Annotated in this window: 13 protein-coding genes; 5 read left to right on the top strand and 8 right to left on the bottom strand. The window is 62.9% G+C overall.

Annotation, left to right across the window (positions count from 1 at the left end; all coding sequences use genetic code 11):
* The first annotated feature begins 164 nt into the window (after window positions 1-164).
* Complete coding sequence (locus tag DDF70_RS13550; protein WP_114945392.1) at window positions 165-638, top strand: DUF992 domain-containing protein; 474 nt, start codon at window positions 165-167, stop codon at window positions 636-638.
* A 64-nt stretch (window positions 639-702) separates the two neighbouring features.
* Here DDF70_RS13550 and DDF70_RS13555 read toward each other — a convergent pair whose 3' ends face one another.
* A complete protein-coding gene (locus DDF70_RS13555; protein ID WP_114945393.1) occupies window positions 703-1,083 on the bottom strand; it encodes a helix-turn-helix domain-containing protein in 381 nt (126 codons plus the stop codon).
* A 345-nt stretch (window positions 1,084-1,428) separates the two neighbouring features.
* Between DDF70_RS13555 and DDF70_RS13565 the strand changes: the two genes are divergently transcribed.
* Window positions 1,429-2,007: a GNAT family N-acetyltransferase gene (locus tag DDF70_RS13565; RefSeq protein ID WP_114945395.1), complete on the top strand. Its 579-nt coding sequence runs from the start codon at window positions 1,429-1,431 to the stop codon at window positions 2,005-2,007.
* A 236-nt stretch (window positions 2,008-2,243) separates the two neighbouring features.
* Here DDF70_RS13565 and DDF70_RS13570 read toward each other — a convergent pair whose 3' ends face one another.
* Window positions 2,244-3,257: a LysR family transcriptional regulator gene (locus DDF70_RS13570; protein WP_114945396.1), complete on the bottom strand. Its 1,014-nt coding sequence runs from the start codon at window positions 3,255-3,257 to the stop codon at window positions 2,244-2,246.
* Window positions 3,258-3,708: 451 nt separating this feature from the next.
* On the opposite strand from DDF70_RS13570, the gene DDF70_RS13575 reads away from it, so the two are divergent.
* Both DDF70_RS13575 and DDF70_RS13580 read left to right on the top strand, forming a co-directional pair.
* Window positions 3,709-5,748: an elongation factor G gene (locus tag DDF70_RS13575; RefSeq protein WP_114945397.1), complete on the top strand. Its 2,040-nt coding sequence runs from the start codon at window positions 3,709-3,711 to the stop codon at window positions 5,746-5,748.
* A 326-nt stretch (window positions 5,749-6,074) separates the two neighbouring features.
* On the top strand, window positions 6,075-7,802 hold the full coding sequence (locus DDF70_RS13580; RefSeq protein WP_114945398.1) for an AMP-binding protein: 1,728 nt from the start codon (window positions 6,075-6,077) through the stop codon (window positions 7,800-7,802).
* A gap of 267 nt (window positions 7,803-8,069) precedes the next feature.
* Here the strand turns inward: DDF70_RS13580 and DDF70_RS13585 are convergent, their stop codons facing one another.
* The 3 genes from DDF70_RS13585 to DDF70_RS13595 all read right to left on the bottom strand — a co-directional run bounded on the left by DDF70_RS13585 (window position 8,070) and on the right by DDF70_RS13595 (window position 11,051).
* Window positions 8,070-8,960, bottom strand: a complete 891-nt coding sequence (locus tag DDF70_RS13585) for a LysR family transcriptional regulator (protein WP_114945399.1) — start codon at window positions 8,958-8,960, stop codon at window positions 8,070-8,072.
* Window positions 8,961-9,075: 115 nt separating this feature from the next.
* Window positions 9,076-10,038: a thioredoxin-disulfide reductase gene (gene trxB / locus DDF70_RS13590; RefSeq protein WP_114945400.1), complete on the bottom strand. Its 963-nt coding sequence runs from the start codon at window positions 10,036-10,038 to the stop codon at window positions 9,076-9,078.
* The gene (locus DDF70_RS13595) at window positions 10,038-11,051 is read right to left on the bottom strand and encodes a mitochondrial fission ELM1 family protein (protein WP_114945401.1); all 1,014 of its coding nucleotides are present in this window, start codon (window positions 11,049-11,051) and stop codon (window positions 10,038-10,040) included. Before DDF70_RS13595 ends, trxB begins: the two co-directional genes overlap by 1 nt.
* A 163-nt stretch (window positions 11,052-11,214) precedes the next feature.
* Between DDF70_RS13595 and DDF70_RS13600 the strand changes: the two genes are divergently transcribed.
* Window positions 11,215-11,718: an Lrp/AsnC family transcriptional regulator gene (locus DDF70_RS13600; protein WP_425374075.1), complete on the top strand. Its 504-nt coding sequence runs from the start codon at window positions 11,215-11,217 to the stop codon at window positions 11,716-11,718.
* Window positions 11,719-11,729: 11 nt separating this feature from the next.
* Here DDF70_RS13600 and DDF70_RS13605 read toward each other — a convergent pair whose 3' ends face one another.
* The 3 genes from DDF70_RS13605 to greA form a co-directional block, all read right to left on the bottom strand.
* Window positions 11,730-14,267: a hypothetical protein gene (locus DDF70_RS13605; protein ID WP_114945403.1), complete on the bottom strand. Its 2,538-nt coding sequence runs from the start codon at window positions 14,265-14,267 to the stop codon at window positions 11,730-11,732.
* 314 nt (window positions 14,268-14,581) lie between these two features.
* Entirely contained in the window at window positions 14,582-15,088 is a 507-nt protein-coding gene (locus DDF70_RS13610; protein ID WP_114945404.1) for a hypothetical protein, read from the bottom strand.
* A gap of 33 nt (window positions 15,089-15,121) precedes the next feature.
* Window positions 15,122-15,598 carry a transcription elongation factor GreA gene (gene greA, locus DDF70_RS13615; RefSeq protein WP_009764612.1) on the bottom strand — a complete coding sequence of 159 codons (477 nt, stop codon included), beginning with the start codon at window positions 15,596-15,598 and terminating at the stop codon, window positions 15,122-15,124.
* Window positions 15,599-15,616 lie beyond the last annotated feature (18 nt).

Below are 15,616 nucleotides of genomic sequence, written 5' to 3' on the forward strand. Positions count from 1 at the left end.
GGACCACTCTCTGAACGGAGGGGATCGGGTGCGTAAGCGCACATAGGATCCTCGATAAAGCATCAGGATTCCCATCCCCCTATCCAGGATTGACATCCTTCGCATGGAACGGGGCCGCCCCTGTGCCGTTAAGCGCTAAGCTTGACCACGCTGAGGAGATCACCATGCGCCGTGCCGTTCTCTCCGTTGCCGCCCTTGCTGCTCTTGCTGCTTTCGGGGCCACCGAAGCCCAGGCTCAGAACCGGGGGCGGGTCGGCGTCCTGTCCTGCAGCGTCTCGGGTGGGATCGGCCTCATCGTCACGTCGCAGAAGACCACGCTCTGCACCTTCAATCCCCGGCGTGGGCGGCCTGAGCGCTATGTGGGTGCGATCCGGCGCTTCGGGCTCGATATCGGGGCGACGCGGCGGGGCATCCTGACATGGGCCGTGTTCTCCCGCGGCAGCGTGGCGCCGGGCTCGCTCGCCGGAAGCTATGTGGGCGGAACCGCCGAGGCGACGGCCGGTGCCGGCGTCGGCGCCAATGTCCTGGTCGGCGGCTCGAACCGGAGCATCTCCCTCCAGCCCCTGTCCGTCAGCGGCCAGACCGGCTTCAACCTCGCCCTCGGGGTCGCCGATTTCGAGCTGCGCCCGGCGCGATAGGCGGCCACCGGGGTATTCGCGAGCGGGCCCAGGAGTGCGGCGGGGAAATCGGCCCGCCGGGACGTCACGCTTCGGACATGGATTCGACCAGCTCGACCACCCGCCGCCGAAGCTGCATGTTTTCGATGGCCGAAAAGGCTTTCGCCAGACGCTGGCCGTCCGCGGTCGCGAGCGTGTCCGAGGCGATCCTTTCCGCTGGATTGGAGAGAGCCCTGTCTCTGGTCAGGTCCTCAAAGAAGTACTCAATCGGTACCTGGAGGATCCTGCTGATCTCCAGGAGGCGCCCCGCTCCGACGCGGTTTGCCCCCTTTTCGTATTTCTGGACCTGCTGAAAGGTGAGATTGAGCAGGGCGCCGAGCTTTTCCTGGCTCATCCCGATCGCGGTCCGACGAGCCCGAATCTTTTGGCCAATATGGCGATCCGCATCATTCGGTGACTTCTTCATAGGCTCTTCAATCCTGCACCGTTTCAATGCAGGCCATTTGGACGTGGCGGTGCCCAGAAACTCAGGATACGGCTCACGTCCTCCGTCAGCCGCTCCTGGTCACTCCCGGGCATCATGGCAATTCGATCAGCCACATAGGCCAGGATCCGCTGCCAGTCGTCGCCACAATGTTGCGCTGCCTCTTCACATAGCTCAGCCAAGGTGGGAGTCCCATGACTATTGCTTTGGGTCATAACCCTCTTCCGTTCAACGCTGGTGTTCAACCGCTCCACATCTTAGCGTCTTCAAAGCTCTTGGGCACCCGTGCTCACTATTCGCATCCAATCTGGCTTCAAGGGCTTATCCATGGATCAGACACCCCCAAGTGCGAGGTATGACAACCTCATCCGGGTCGAAGTTGTGACAACGCCGGAGCAGCTGCTCCACGCCCATGCCATTCGCGCGATCTGCTTCATGGAAGAGCATGGAGTAGCGGCCCGGCAGACCTATGACGGGAACGATTATCAGGCGACCCACATCATCGTTTATGCGGGAAGCGAGCCGGTCGGCACTGCACGGATCCGCTGGTTCAAGGATTTCGCCAAGATGGAGAGGACGAGCTTCCGCAAGGCATGGCGCGATCCTCGGATCATCAAACGGTGCGCAGAATTCATTTTTGAGCATATCAGCCGCAAGGGCTACGACCGGGTGATCACCCACGCGCAGCCGGTCTATGCTCGCCTGTGGCAGCGAATGCTCGGGTTCAAGCCTGCGTCAGGCAAGGAGCCTGTCTTGTTCGAAGGTCACGAAGAGCCCTACATCGAACTCGTGAGAGACCTTTCGCCGCCGCAAAACGCCATCACGGTTGACACCGATGCGACCGTGCTGTTTCGCATCGAAGGATATTGGGATGCTCAATCCGAATTCGAGACGGTGGGATCATGAGCACGGCCCCTGTTCCAAACCTTCCCGATCTCAAGCAAATCGATGCAGCCACCATCATGGACTTCTTTCGAGCTTACCTTCAGCAGGTCGTGACGTTGCACACGGCCACATTCCAAAAGCTGCTGTTCGAGGGGGAAGGAGTATCGCTCGAGTTGGCCGAACTCTTCGAGGATGTCGGCAACACCTATATCAGCATATCGGAGAGCATCAGCACTCACCATCTGCAACGGCGAGCTTCACAGATTAAAGAGAAGCTTGATGCCGACGTCGAACCGGCTCTGGGGCGGGTCAAGCCGAAGCTTGGGGCTAAACCACGGGTTCGCCGGGCCAAACATCTCGCACAGCCAGTCAAAGACTAAGCGGACGGGCCGTGCATTGAGGCGCTCCGTCAGGACCAGCGCGTAGAGCGGCACCGATACCTTCACGTCCAACTCCAAGGGGACCGCGTTGGGCTCCAGGATCGTGTAGCTGCCGAGCAGACCGATGCCGAGCCCGGCTTTGACGAGCATGCCATAGGCCATGGAGTTGTCGCAGAAATGCGCAACCTGCCCTTGGTCGACGGCACGGTTCCAATCGCTCCACAGGCCCGTCTTGGCCGAATAATACTCCGACTGCAGAAAGAAGTGCTGCGAAAGGTTCGACCGTGTCGGGATGCCATGCTGCTGGATGTATGACTTCGCCACGATCGGGATGAAATGAAGATATCCCAGCTTCTGCATCGAGATGTCGGCCGCTTCGATGGGGCTGAAGCCGATCATCATATCGGTCTGATTGTCCCGCAGGCTGACGACGTTTGCCGGGCTTTTGAGATGGAGCTGTATCCTCGGGTGCTCCGCGGCAAAAGTGGACACGGCAGGGGCCACGAAGAACGTGTTCAAGCCGTCCGTTATGCTGACCCGGACAATCCCCTCCGCTTCCTTGTTCTCGGCACGAAGATCGTTGGTCAATGCGAAGAGGGAGTGATCGAGCGCCGTGAGGGCTTGCGCGAGGGCTTGTCCCTTTGGCGTCAGCTTCACGCCGTTTTGGGTCGGGACGAAGAGCTGGGACCCCATCAGGTCCTGAAGCCGCCGGACCTGACGGCTGACCGTCGGATGGCTGGTGTTGAGAATCTCAGCCGCCCGATTGAAAGACTTGGCCTTGGCGACGGCCAGGAAGACGCGGAGCTCGCCCCAGAACTGACCGCTCAGTATGTTCTCGTTATCGAGAGGGGAGCGGACGAGATTCCGCTGATCGGGGTCAAAGGGTTTCATGCGGCTCCGGTCAAAGCGACAGTCCCGCGCTGCGTTTCCACTCGGGATACACTTCTGAGTGTCATGTCATTACAGCCAGTTGCGGGGCGGGAGTCAACTACACCGGAAGGATGTCACGGGCCTTAACCTACCGTTGTGGAAGGTTGCGACATCAAAGGAAAAGTGGCTCTCTCCACGGCCTGTCGCGGCCGTCAGCAAGGATCGTGCAGCAAGGATCGTGCCAGAACCCTCTTGGCCCGGACGCTTCGATGGGCAGCCGGGCGCCTCCTTGGCTCGCCCGTATTCAGCCATCGATACAATCCCTCTTGCCATTCCGCATCGAGAGGCAGAGCATCGACCTAACGCGCCGGCTAAAAAGGGCGTCGGGTCGGTTCTGAACGCGGAACCCAGTTATTGCGTCCGATGCTCTGGAAGAGCGCGCCGATGAATGGGGGCGGGAGGATCATGTCCTATGGCACCCAACGGCAGACTAGGTACGGGCCCACGATGCATCGCAATCGTCGGCCCGTTTCAGAGCGGCAAGACCACGCTTCTGGAAGCCATCGTGGAGCGGACCGGAGCGATTTCACGCGCGGGCCGCGTGTCCAATGGCGACAGCGTCGGCGACGCGAGCGCGGAGGCCCGCGCCCATGCCATGAGCATCGAGCCCAATGTCGCGACGGTCGAGTTTCTCGGCGAGAGCATGACCTTCGTGGACTGCCCCGGCTCGACTGAATTCCTGCACGAGATGCGCAACGTCACGCCGGTCTGCGACGCGGCGGTCGTCGTCTGCGAGGCGGACGAGCGTAAGATCCCGGCGCTTGAGATCATCCTGCGGGAGCTGGAAGAGGCGGATATCCCGCGCTTCCTCTTCATCAACAAGATCGACACCGCGACCCAGCGTATCCGCGAGACGCTCGCGCTGCTGCAGCAGGCCTCGCGCACGCCGCTGCTCCTGCGCCAGATCCCGCTCTGGAAGGACGGCATCGCCATCGGCTTCATCGACCTCGCGCTGGAGCGCGCCTTCATTTACCGCGAGCACGCACCGAGCGAGATCGTGGACCTGCCGGAGGGCGAGCTGCCCCGGGAGAAGGAAGCGCGCTTCGCCATGCTCGAACGCCTGGCCGATTACGACGACGAGCTCATGGAGGAGCTGATCTCGGAGATCGAGCCGCCGCGCGATCAGATTTTCGACGACCTTTCGAAGGAGCTGAGGGAACGGCATGTGGTGCCGGCCCTGATCGGGTCGGCCGAGCGCGGCAACGGCATCACGCGGCTTCTCAAGGCGCTGCGCCACGAGGCGCCGACCCTCACGGAGACCCGTGCCCGCCTGGGGCTTCCCGAGGAGGGGGCGCCCCTGGCCCAGGCCATGAAGACCCTGCATATGGGGCAGGGCGGCAAGCTCACGATCGCCCGCGTCATGCGCGGCGCCTTCCACGAGGGCGACACGGTCGTCGGCTCGCGCGGGGCCGAGGCGCGGATCGGCAGCCTCGTCACGCTTCTCGGCAACACCCTCAATCGCAAGGCGGAGGCGGTGGCCGGCGACACGGTCGGCTTCGGCCGGCTGGAGGGGATCGCGACCGGAGATGCCTTCGCGGCGGGCAAGGGGAGACCCGAAGCCGTCGTATCGCCAGCGCCGCCCGATTCCGTCTACGTCCTGGCTCTTAAAGTCAGGGATCGAAAGGACGACGTGCGCCTCTCGAGCGCGCTCGCCAAGATCACCGAGGAGGACCCGTCCCTTGTGGTCGAAACGCGGCCGGAGATGGGGGAAATCCGTCTTCACGGGCAAGGCGAGATGCATCTGCGCGTCGCCGTAGAGAAGCTGGCATCCCGTTTCCAGGTCGGCGTCGAGACGGCCAAGCCCCGGGTGGCCTATTGCGAGACGATCAAGCTGCCCGCCGCGGCACGCGGGCGACATCGCAAGCAGACTGGAGGGCACGGCCAGTTCGGCGACGTGATGATCGAGATCAGGCCGCTGCCGCGCGGGGAAGGATTCGCGTTCCAGGACCAGATCACCGGCGGTGTCGTGCCGCGCCAGTACATCCCGTCGGTCGAGACCGGGGTGCGGGACGCGCTCAAATGCGGTCCGCTCGGCTTTCCCGTGGTCGATCTCGCGGTGACGCTGACGGACGGTTCCTACCATACGGTGGATTCCTCGGACGCAGCCTTCCAGGCGGCCGCCAAGCTGGCCTTGGCGGAGGCCCTGCCGAAGGCCAAGCCCGTGCTGCTGGAGCCGGTGCTGTCGGTCGAGATCACGATCCCGTCCGAGGCCCTGTCCAAGGCAACGGCCCTCGTGACCGGACGGCGCGGGCAGATCCTGGGCTATGACGAGCGGCCCGGCTGGACCGGCTGGCAGGTGTTGAGCGCCACCATCCCGGAATCCGAGATCGGCGACCTCATCGTGGAGTTGCGCTCGGCTACGGCCGGCGTCGGGAGCTTCTCGACCCGCTTCGACCACATGGCGGAAATGAGCGGTCGCCCGGCCGACATGGTGCTGCACAAGACGCACTGAGGATATGGGGGGCTGACACCCACCACGTCATGGCCGGCCTTGTGCCGGCCATCCCAAGGCGGTGAGGCTTGGCGTTTCAACCAATCGGGATCACCGGCACAAGGCCGGTGATGATGTGGTAGAGCGTACTTTGACGGTACCGGTCGTGCACAGTGCTCCGACTTTATGGCTTCCATCCTCGCAGACCTTCAGGCCGGACCACTCTCATCCAATCGTTCAGGTATAAACTATTTCCATCGACAAATGGGGTGGTCCGCGCCAAGTTATCCTCTTATGGAGACGCCATCTCCCAGGAAGCCAACCTCGCCGCGAAGCGGAGGACAACAATGACCGTGTCGACCCCGGCCCCTGCCACGGCAGGTGCGACGGATTCTTATGCCGCCCGTCCCTGGCTTAATTCCTATCCGGCGCAGGTTCCCAAGACGATCGACGAGGCCGGGATCGGCACGCTCAACGACATTTTCCGCCAGGCCGTCGCCGATTTTCCGAACCGGGCCGCCGTCGAGAGCTTCGGCACGCGCATGACCTACGCGGTCCTGGGGCGGGAGGCCGATGCGGTGGCTTCATGGCTTCATGGGCAGGGGCTGAAGAAGGGCGACAGGGTTGCGATCATGCTGCCGAACGTCATGGCTTTTCCGGCAATCCTGTTCGGGGTGCTTCTGGCCGGGGGCACGGTGGTCAACGTCAATCCGCTCTATACCCCGCGGGAACTGACCTATCAGCTCAAGGATTCCGGGGCACGCTTTCTCTTCGTGCTCGAGAATTTTGCCACGACGGTCGAGGAATCGCTGCCGGAGCTGAAACTGGACCGGGTGGTTCTGGTCACGCCCGGCGATCTCCTGGGTCTCAAGGGAGCCATCGTCAATCTGGTCTCGCGCCATGTGAAGAAGGCGGTGAAGCCCTTCAGCCTGCCGCAGGCCGTCGCCTTCAAGACCGTCATCGGCACCGGCGCCAGGCAGAAGCCGCAGGCGGTGGCCGTGTCGCCCGACGACGTTGCCTTCCTGCAATATACCGGCGGTACCACGGGCATCGCCAAGGGCGCGACCTTGCTCCACCGCAACGTAGCGGCCAACGTGCTCCAGTGTGAGGCCTGGATGCGGCCGTTCTTCGGCGACCGCGAGGATCACGTGATGGTCACGGCCCTGCCGCTCTATCACATCTTCGCCCTTACGGTCTGCGCCATGCTGATGACGAGGATCGGCGGGTGCCAGCTCCTGATCGCCAATCCGCGCGACATTCAGGGCTTCGTCAAGACCCTGCAGAAGAGCCGGATCACCCTCATGTCCGGCCTCAACACGCTCTACAACGCGCTGGCCAACGCGCCCGGCATCGAGAAGGTCGATTTCTCCCAGATGGTCTTTGCGGTCTCCGGTGGCATGGCCACGCAGGAGGCGGTGGCGAAGAAATGGAAGGCGGTGACCGGGCAGCCCATCGTCGAGGGCTACGGCCTGTCGGAGACGTCGCCGGTGGTCTGCGCCAACAGGCTCGACGTCGAGGAGTTCACCGGCACGATCGGTTATCCGCTGCCCTCGACCGATGTCTCGATCCGCTCCGGCGATGGAACCGCTCTTCCGCCCGGCGAGCGCGGAGAACTCTGCGTCAAGGGTCCCCAGGTCATGGCGGGTTACTGGCAGCGTCCCGACGAGACCGCGAAGGTCATGACGGCGGACGGCTGGTTCCGGACCGGGGATGTGGCCGTGATGCTCCCCGACGGCCAGATCAAGATCGTCGACCGGATGAAGGACATGGTCCTCGTCTCCGGGTTCAACGTCTATCCGAACGAAGTGGAAGACGTGATCGTCAAACATCCTGGCGTCATGGAGGCGGCCGTCATCGGCCTGCCAGACGAACATTCAGGCGAGGCTGTGGTGGCTTATGTGGTCAGAAGGGACCAGGCCCTCACCATCGAGGAGCTGCGCGAATTCTGCCGCGAGAACCTCACCGGCTACAAGGTGCCGCGCCGGATCGAGTTTCGGGATACCTTGCCGAAGACCAATGTGGGCAAGGTCCTGCGTCGCGCGCTCAAGGAAGAGGTGGGGCAGAGCCGATCCTGAGCCCCTGAAAAGAAAAAAAGCCGGGCACGAAGCCCGGCTAAAGTAGAGGTCCGACAAAAGTCAAAACCTTCCAGAGGGAACGGCCGACACGGCAGCGCCGGGAGGAAGAAAAGCGGTGCCGCGTTGAAATCAGCCACGGGTGATATCGACCGCCGGCCGCCTATTTGCAATGCAGCATGCCTCATAAAAGGGCTGCGCAAAGCGCATGGCTCTTGTCATCCGGGGAACAAAATTGGAGCAGCTATCGAGCTTGGCAGGGGATTCGGGTCAGAACGTCCAGCGCTGGGCCTTGGAGATCAGGAAGTCACGGAAGGCCTGAACGCGCGCAACGGAACGCATTTCCTCCGCATAGACGAGATAGCTGTCGAGCGACGGCATTTCGACGTCCCGAAGAATCTGGATCAGGTCTGGATTGCCGACCACCGCATAATCCGGCAGCACGGCGATGCCCGCGCCCGTCTCGACCGCCAGCTTCAGGGCAGTGATGTTGTTCACGACATAGTGATACTGCCGCGGCTCACGTCCCTCGCGCCCGGCCGTCGAGAGCCAATGCACGGCCATGAGATAGGACGGCTGGTCGCCGCCGAACGAGACGATCCGGTGCTCGTCCAGATCCTCCAGGGTCTTGGGCTCGCCGAACCGCTTCAGGTAATCGGCTGAGGCATAGACGTGGAAATGCACCGTGAAGAGGCGGCGCTGAATCAGATCGGGCTGAGCTGGGCGACGCAGGCGGATGGCCACATCGGCCTCGCGCATGGCAAGGTCCAGCTCCTCGTTGGATAGGATCAGCTCGACCCGGACGTCAGGATAGAGGTCCAGGAACTCGGCGATCCGCTGGGCGAGCCAGATGGAGCCGAGACCGACAGTCGTCGTCACCTTCAGCTCGCCGGAGGGCCTCTCGCTCGTCTCGACGAGCCGCGCCTTGGTGGTCTCCAGCCGCATGCGCATGTCGCGGGCAGCCCTGAACAGCAGGTCTCCCTGCTCGGTCAGGATGAGGCCTCGGGCATGGCGGTGGAAAAGGGGAGCCTTCAATTCGCGCTCGAGAGCGCTGATCTGGCGACTGACGGCCGATTGGCTCAAACCCAGATCGTCTCCGGCCCGGGTGAAGCTGCCTGCTTCAGCGACCGTATAGAAAATCCGGATTTTATCCCAGTCCACGGCGTTCCCCTCATGCCTCGCATGCTCGTGACGCAAGGCAACCCTTATCTCTTATGAGCCGAGGGTCCTATGCAACAGGAAATCGACTAGAGGACTAACCAGTTGTTAATAAACTCTATTCGGCGGCTTCCTGCGTAGCCTCCAGGGCGGCCAGATAGCGCTCCGCATCCAGGGCCGCCATGCAGCCCATGCCTGCCGAGGTGACGGCCTGCCGGTAGATGTCGTCCGTCACATCACCGGCCGCGAAGACGCCGGGAATGTTGGTCTCGGTCGAGCCGGGCTTCGTCAGCAGATAGCCGCCGGACTTCATGTCGAGCTGTCCGGTGAAGAGTTCCGTCGCCGGCTTGTGGCCGATGGCGATGAAGACGCCGTCGGTCTTGAAGTCGGAAGCCTCGCCCGAAACGAGGTTTTTCAGCCGCACATGGGTGACGGAGGAGGGGTTCTCCGAACCGCAGATCTCCTCGACGGCCGAGTTCCAGACCACCTCGATCTTGGGGTGCTTGAACAGGCGATCCTGCAGGATGCGCTCGGCGCGCAGGGAATCCCGGCGGTGCACAAGCGTGACCTTGGACGCGAGGTTGGCGAGGTAGAGCGCCTCCTCGACGGCGGTGTTGCCGCCGCCCACCACCACGACTTCCTTGCCGCGATAGAAGAAGCCGTCGCAGGTGGCGCAGGCCGACACGCCGAAGCCCTGGAACTGGCCCTCGGACGGCAGGCCCAGCCACTTGGCCTGGGCGCCGGTGGCGACGACCAGCGCGTCGCAGGTATAGGTATCGCCGGAATCGCCCTCAAGACGGAAGGGACGCTGCTTCAGGTCCACCTTGGTGATGTGATCCGAGATCATCCGGGTCCCCACATGCTCGGCCTGCATGCGCATCTGCTCCATGAGCCAGGGGCCCTGGATCACGTCGGCGAAGCCCGGATAGTTCTCCACATCCGTGGTGATCATGAGCTGCCCGCCCGGCTGGAAACCGGAGATCATCACGGGTTCGAGAAGGGCGCGTGCCGCATAGATCGCCGCCGTATAGCCAGCTGGTCCCGAGCCGATGATGATGAGCTTGGCGTGAGAATGGGCCATCAGGGGGTCTCCAATGAAAGGGCGATATCCGGCAGGCCGAGAGCGTGGCGATGGCGCCTGAAGCCTTCGGCGATGGCCTTCGCGACCGTGGGTGTTGAATTTAGGGGCTCATAGGGCTGTCCTTCAAGACGGCCCTCGAATGGATGCACAACTCCATGGGCTTTAAGGGCCCGCGTGTAAACATCGAGTTTAGGGTGGCCCCCTGAAGGCTCGAAGGCCAGGATCGGCCGTCCCGTCGCGGCGGCCTCGCCGATCATGTTGAAGGAATCCGCCGTCGCGACGATGAAGTCGGCCTGAGCGAGAAGATCCACATAGGGGTTCTCGCCGGCGCCGTCCCAGAAGAAGCCTTCGTGCGCGGCGGCCAGGCCCATCAGGGCCTCCCGCAGGGCCGGCGGCGTGCGGCGCGAGGCGGTGACCATCAGGCCGGCCCCGGTCTCGGCCACGGCTGTCAGGCGTCGAATGAAGCGGGCGACGTCCTCGTCCGTAAACCGATGATGGCGAGAGTTGCCGCCGGTCAGGACCGCGACGCGTGGCCGGGGGAGGTGGGCAAGGCGAGGATCCGAATGAGCGCGGGACGCTTCGAGCTTTCCGGCCGAGATCCGGTGCGGCGGGGTGAGAGTGTTGAGGACGTTGGAGCCTCGCAGGCGGTCGTACTCGGGCGACCAGATGAAATCGGCCGTTTCCGGGCCCGTTCGGGGATCCTTGAGGAACACGGTGTAGGTTCGTCCGCTCGTGGCTTTCTTCACATAGCGCAGATAGGCCACGGCCCGGCGGCCCGAGGCGACGAGCAGGTCCGGGAAGGGCGGTGCGAGAGGGCTGTCCGGGACGCTTGGCCGCTCCCGAGGGTCGATGGGGCCCCAGGGCATGAACCAGGTGAACGGCGGCCTCGGCTTGATCCGACGGAGCTCGGGAGTGATGCCGAGGGCCTCGGTGACGCTCAGGGCCTGCAGCTCGTCCCCCGCCTTGCCATCGGTCAGCACCCAGGTGATAAGGCCGGTATCCTTGCGCAACATTCGATCAATGAGCCTGTGGAGTTCATGAAGTTCGTTGCGACTTAATCGCCTGTCCTTCTTGTGCAGACCCTCTACACGGTCTACTCAGCCAAGACGAGATTTTTTGACCTGATGCCGTATGGTCAAGCAATGGCGGCCCGCCGGTTCCCTTGCCTGATCATGCATGAGCGGAGTTACCGTGCGCGGACGCCTCGATTCCATAGACTGGGCCATTCTGAGAGAGTTGCAGGCCGACGGCAGCATCACCAATGTGGAGCTCGCCCGCCGGGTCGGCCTGTCGGCGCCGCCGTGCCTCCGCCGGGTGCGGGCGCTGGAAAGCGCCGGGATCATCAAGGCCTACCGGGCGATCCTCGACCCGAAGAACCTCGGTTTCGAGATCGTCTGCTTCGCCATGGTGCAGCTTGACATCCAGGGCAAGAAGGAGCTGCAGGAGTTCGAGCAGCGGGTGAAGGATTGGTCCATGGTCCGCGAGTGCTGGACCCTCTCGGGCGATATCGACTTCATCCTGAAATGCGTGGCCCCGAACCTCGCGTCCTTCCAGGGTCTCGTGTCCGAGCTGACCTCGCTGCCGAACGTGCGCAACGTCCGCACCGCGCTCACCCTCGACCTGATCAAGGACGAGCCGCTGGTGCCGATTGAGGACGTGGCGGAAGCCGAGGGGGCTTGACGCCCCTCTCGCTAGATCACGAAGAAATCCGCCGCGGTGAGCGCCGGCTTGTTCGAGAACACCGCGATCTCGACCGCCTTGGCCGCGCCGCTGCCGTCCTTGTCGTAGGACAGCACGCCGGTCTTCTTGTCGTAGACGACATAGTCGTTCTTGTCGTGCGCCGCGCCGAGGGCGAAGAAGCCCTTGCTCAGCTTGGCCGGGGCTGACACGGAGCCCTTCTTGCCGAGCTTGGTGAAGATGGCGTTGTCGAGATGGATCGAATCCTTCTTCGGATCGAAGTCGGTGATCGTGTCGCGGTTGGTCTTGCCGGGCTTGGTGTCGAACACCACGATGTCCTTGCCCGTGCCGGTGAGGATTCGGTCCTTGCCGAGATCGCCGCCGAGGATGTCGTCGCCGGCCAGACCGGTGAGGGTGTCGTTGCCGAGCTCGCCGCGCAGGCTGTCGTTGCCGGGCGTGCCGGTCTTGCGGAAGGGGGTGGTCTCGAGCACGTTGGTGACAGTGACGGTGACGTCCTGGATGTAGCTGCCGCCGAAGGCATCGGCGACCTTGACGCGCAGGGTGTGGGCCGTGGCGGTCTCGAAGTCGAGCGCGCCGCCGGCCTTGACCCGCACCGTGTTGCCGACGATCTCGAACAGCGGATGGGCGGTGGCGGCGCCGGCCGCATCGACCAGCGTGTAGGTGAAAATGCCCGCTTCCGTCGGATCCGCAGCCGTGGCTGAAAGGCTCCCGGCCACGAGACCCGCTGCGGCGTTCTCCTTGATTGTCCCTGACAGCGAGAGGCTCGTCGGGGCGGTGCTGAGGCTGAAGCGCTGGAAGAATATGCCTGCGGAATCTTCCTGGCCCGGCTGGGTCCCGTTGCCTTCCCACCCGATGATCCAACTCCCGTCAGGCAGAACTTTGAATTCCATCGCAACCTGTGATCCGGCGGTGGTCGTGTTGACCAGGATCTCGCTGCCGATGCGGTTGCCGTTGTTGTCGAAGACCTGCTGGTAGACGTCGAACGTCCCGTCTGCGTTCTGGCTATTCCATACGCTGACCCAGCCGCCATTGGGCAGGGCTTCGTTATACATGGGCGTTTGCGTGCCTGCGGTCGTAGTGTTGACGCGGATCTCGGAGCCGATCTTGACGCCGTTGCCGTCGAACAGCTGCATGAAGAAGCCTACGTCGTCCTCCTGGCCCGGCTGCGTCCCCTTGCCTTGCCACGTGACGACGAAGCGCCCATTCATCGTAAGGGACGTTGATTTGATGAATGTCGTCGCAAGTGAGCCTTCCGTCGTGGTATTGACGCGAACCTCCGAGCCGATCTTGGCGCCACTGGCATCAAGCATTTGGATGAAGATGCCGTCGGAGTCCTCTTGGCCCGGCTGCGTTCCGTTGCCGTACCAGAGAAAGACGGTCTTGTCCTTGACGCGCTGCCCGTCTTGAAGGGTCAGGTAAGTGTCCGAGACCTTTGTCACAGTTTGTGAGCCGGTGTTGGTAGCGCAAAGGCGCGTCTCGCTGCCCACCTTTGCGCCGTTCGCGTCGAAGCGTTGGTAGAAATAGCCGCTATCGTCCTCTTGGCCGGGCTGCGTTCCTTTCCCTCGCCATAGGAACAAGAAATGTCCGTTCGGGAGAGACACGCTATAAGCTGAACGAGTCTGATTGCCTTCCGTCGATTCCGTCGCCAGGAACTTGTCGCCTGAAACGCTGCCGTCGGCATTGAAGACTTGGGAGTAAAGATCGTATGGTGTGGCGCTGTTGCCTTCCTCCCAGAAAGTCATCCACTTCCCATTGGCCAGCTCCTTCACGCCAGGGCGAAATGAGGTAGTCCCTCCTTCGGACGTGAGCTTGATTTCGCCGCCGCGTTTCGTGCCATCCGCATTGAAGGCTTGCTGCCAAAAATCATAGACATTGTTCGTCTGATCGATCTGGGAGCGGTAGACAGCGACCCATCCCCCGTCGGATAGAGGCGTAAGGAGGAGCAAGTCCTCATTGCGCTCCCGCACAAAGGAATTCATGCGCGTCTCGGAGCCGATGGTCCCGTCCGCTCCGATCAAACGGAAGAAAATACCGGCATCGTCCTCCTGGCCCGGCTGCGTTCCCGAGCCGTCCCAGGTTATGAGGGAGTTGCCGTTCGCGAGCTTGTAGACGTCCGGGTAGCTTTCGCCTTGGCCTGGCGTGGAACTGATGCGGATCTCGCTGCCTGCCTGCCCATTGGCCTGGAAGACCCGAAAGTACGTATCGTAGGCTGCGTCGGTCCCCGAGCTGTCCACGCTCCAGAACGCCATGTAACGGCCATTGGAGAGCGGAAGATCGTATCCTGAATCTGTCACGATTCCGGTAGTCGTGCCGTTGACCCGAACCTCGCCGCCGATGCGATTCCAATTGGCATCGAAGATCTGCTGGAACATGCCGTCGTCGTCCTGCTGGCCGGACTGCGTACCTTTCCCGAACCAATTTGCAACGATCCGCCCATCCGTGAGAATGGTGTAAAAGACGTTCGTCTGATTCCCGTCTATGGACGTATTAACGCGGGTTTCGCCTCCGCGGCGAGCAACATTGACGGACATGGATCCCTCCGAGGCTGTTCCGAGCGGCGGAGGTTATACTAATGCTATAACAAATCAAAATGTTAGGTTTGAGCCGAGGCTCTTTTCCCTGGAAATGTGGCCCGAAGCTTTCGCTCCAGAGGCTCCCGACAGGAGCTTCGCGTCCTTCCAGAGGCTTGTATCCGAACTCACGTAATTGCGGAACGTGCGTGCCGCGCTCCCCTCGATCTGATTAGGACGAGCCGCTGGTGGCGATCGAGGATATGGCGGAAGACGACGGTTGCCTTCAGGCGCCGAAAGGCTGCAGGGCTGATGCCCGGATCATATAGGACGGATTAAATCTGCCGCCTGAGCCAGCGCACGTAGTGCTGGGCCACCTCCACGGCGCGGCCCTGCTCGTTCGGTGTCAGGGGGCTGGTGTTCACGTCGCGGACCGCCAGCATCGGATGGCTGGCCAGGATCTCGCCCCTGCGGCCGACGGCCATGGCCTCGCCCTCCAGGGCATCGTGCCCGCTGTTTCCTCCGCCGCCCCTGCCTTTGTATCCGCTGCTGTTGTCGGGGAACGCCGTCATCGTGACGCTCGTGAGGCGCAGCACCAGACGAGGACCGCGCGGGTCGGTACGATCGGCGAAGGAGCGGCGCAGTTCGTCGAGGGCGGCCGCGCCGATGATGTCGGCGAAGGGGCCGAGGCCCTTGGCCTTGAGCTCGCTGACGTCGACGGAGAAGGACGAGAAAGCCTGCGGGAAGCTCTGGGCACGAGCAGGCACGGCAAAGCCTGCGCCGGCGAGACCGGCACAGGCGAGAGCCTTAAGAATGGTTCGCCGGGAGAAGGGGGGCATCATGGGATTGCTCATCGTTCCTGCCCCCTTCGCGGATCAGGCGCCGAATTGGACGCCGACGACCTCGTAGGATTTGCCGCCGCCGGGGGTCGAGACCTCCACCGTATCGCCGATGGTCTTGCCCATCAGGGCGCGGGCGATGGGCGAGGCGACCGAAACCCGGCCCGAGCGGACATCCGCCTCGGGCTCGCCGACGATCTGGTAGGTCTTCTCTTCCTCGGTGTCCTCGTCCACGAGCTTCACCGTGGCGCCGAACTTGATCCGGTCGCCGGAGAGTTTTGCGATATCGATCACCTCGGCGCGGGAAATCAGGCTTTCAAGCTCAAGGATCCGGCCTTCGTTGAGGGATTGGGCTTCCTTAGCGGCATGGTATTCGGCGTTTTCCGACAGGTCGCCAAGCGCGCGGGCTTCCGCGATCGCCTGGATGATCCGGGGGCGTTCAACCTGCTGCCGGTGCTTGAGTTCGTCCTCGAGCGCCGCAAAACCCTTGATCGTCAGAGGGACCTTGTCCATCGTTTGTCTCGTCCAAAA

Origin of the sequence: Microvirga calopogonii, assembly GCF_003347665.1 — a bacterium.
Lineage (GTDB): Bacteria > Pseudomonadota > Alphaproteobacteria > Rhizobiales > Beijerinckiaceae > Microvirga > Microvirga calopogonii.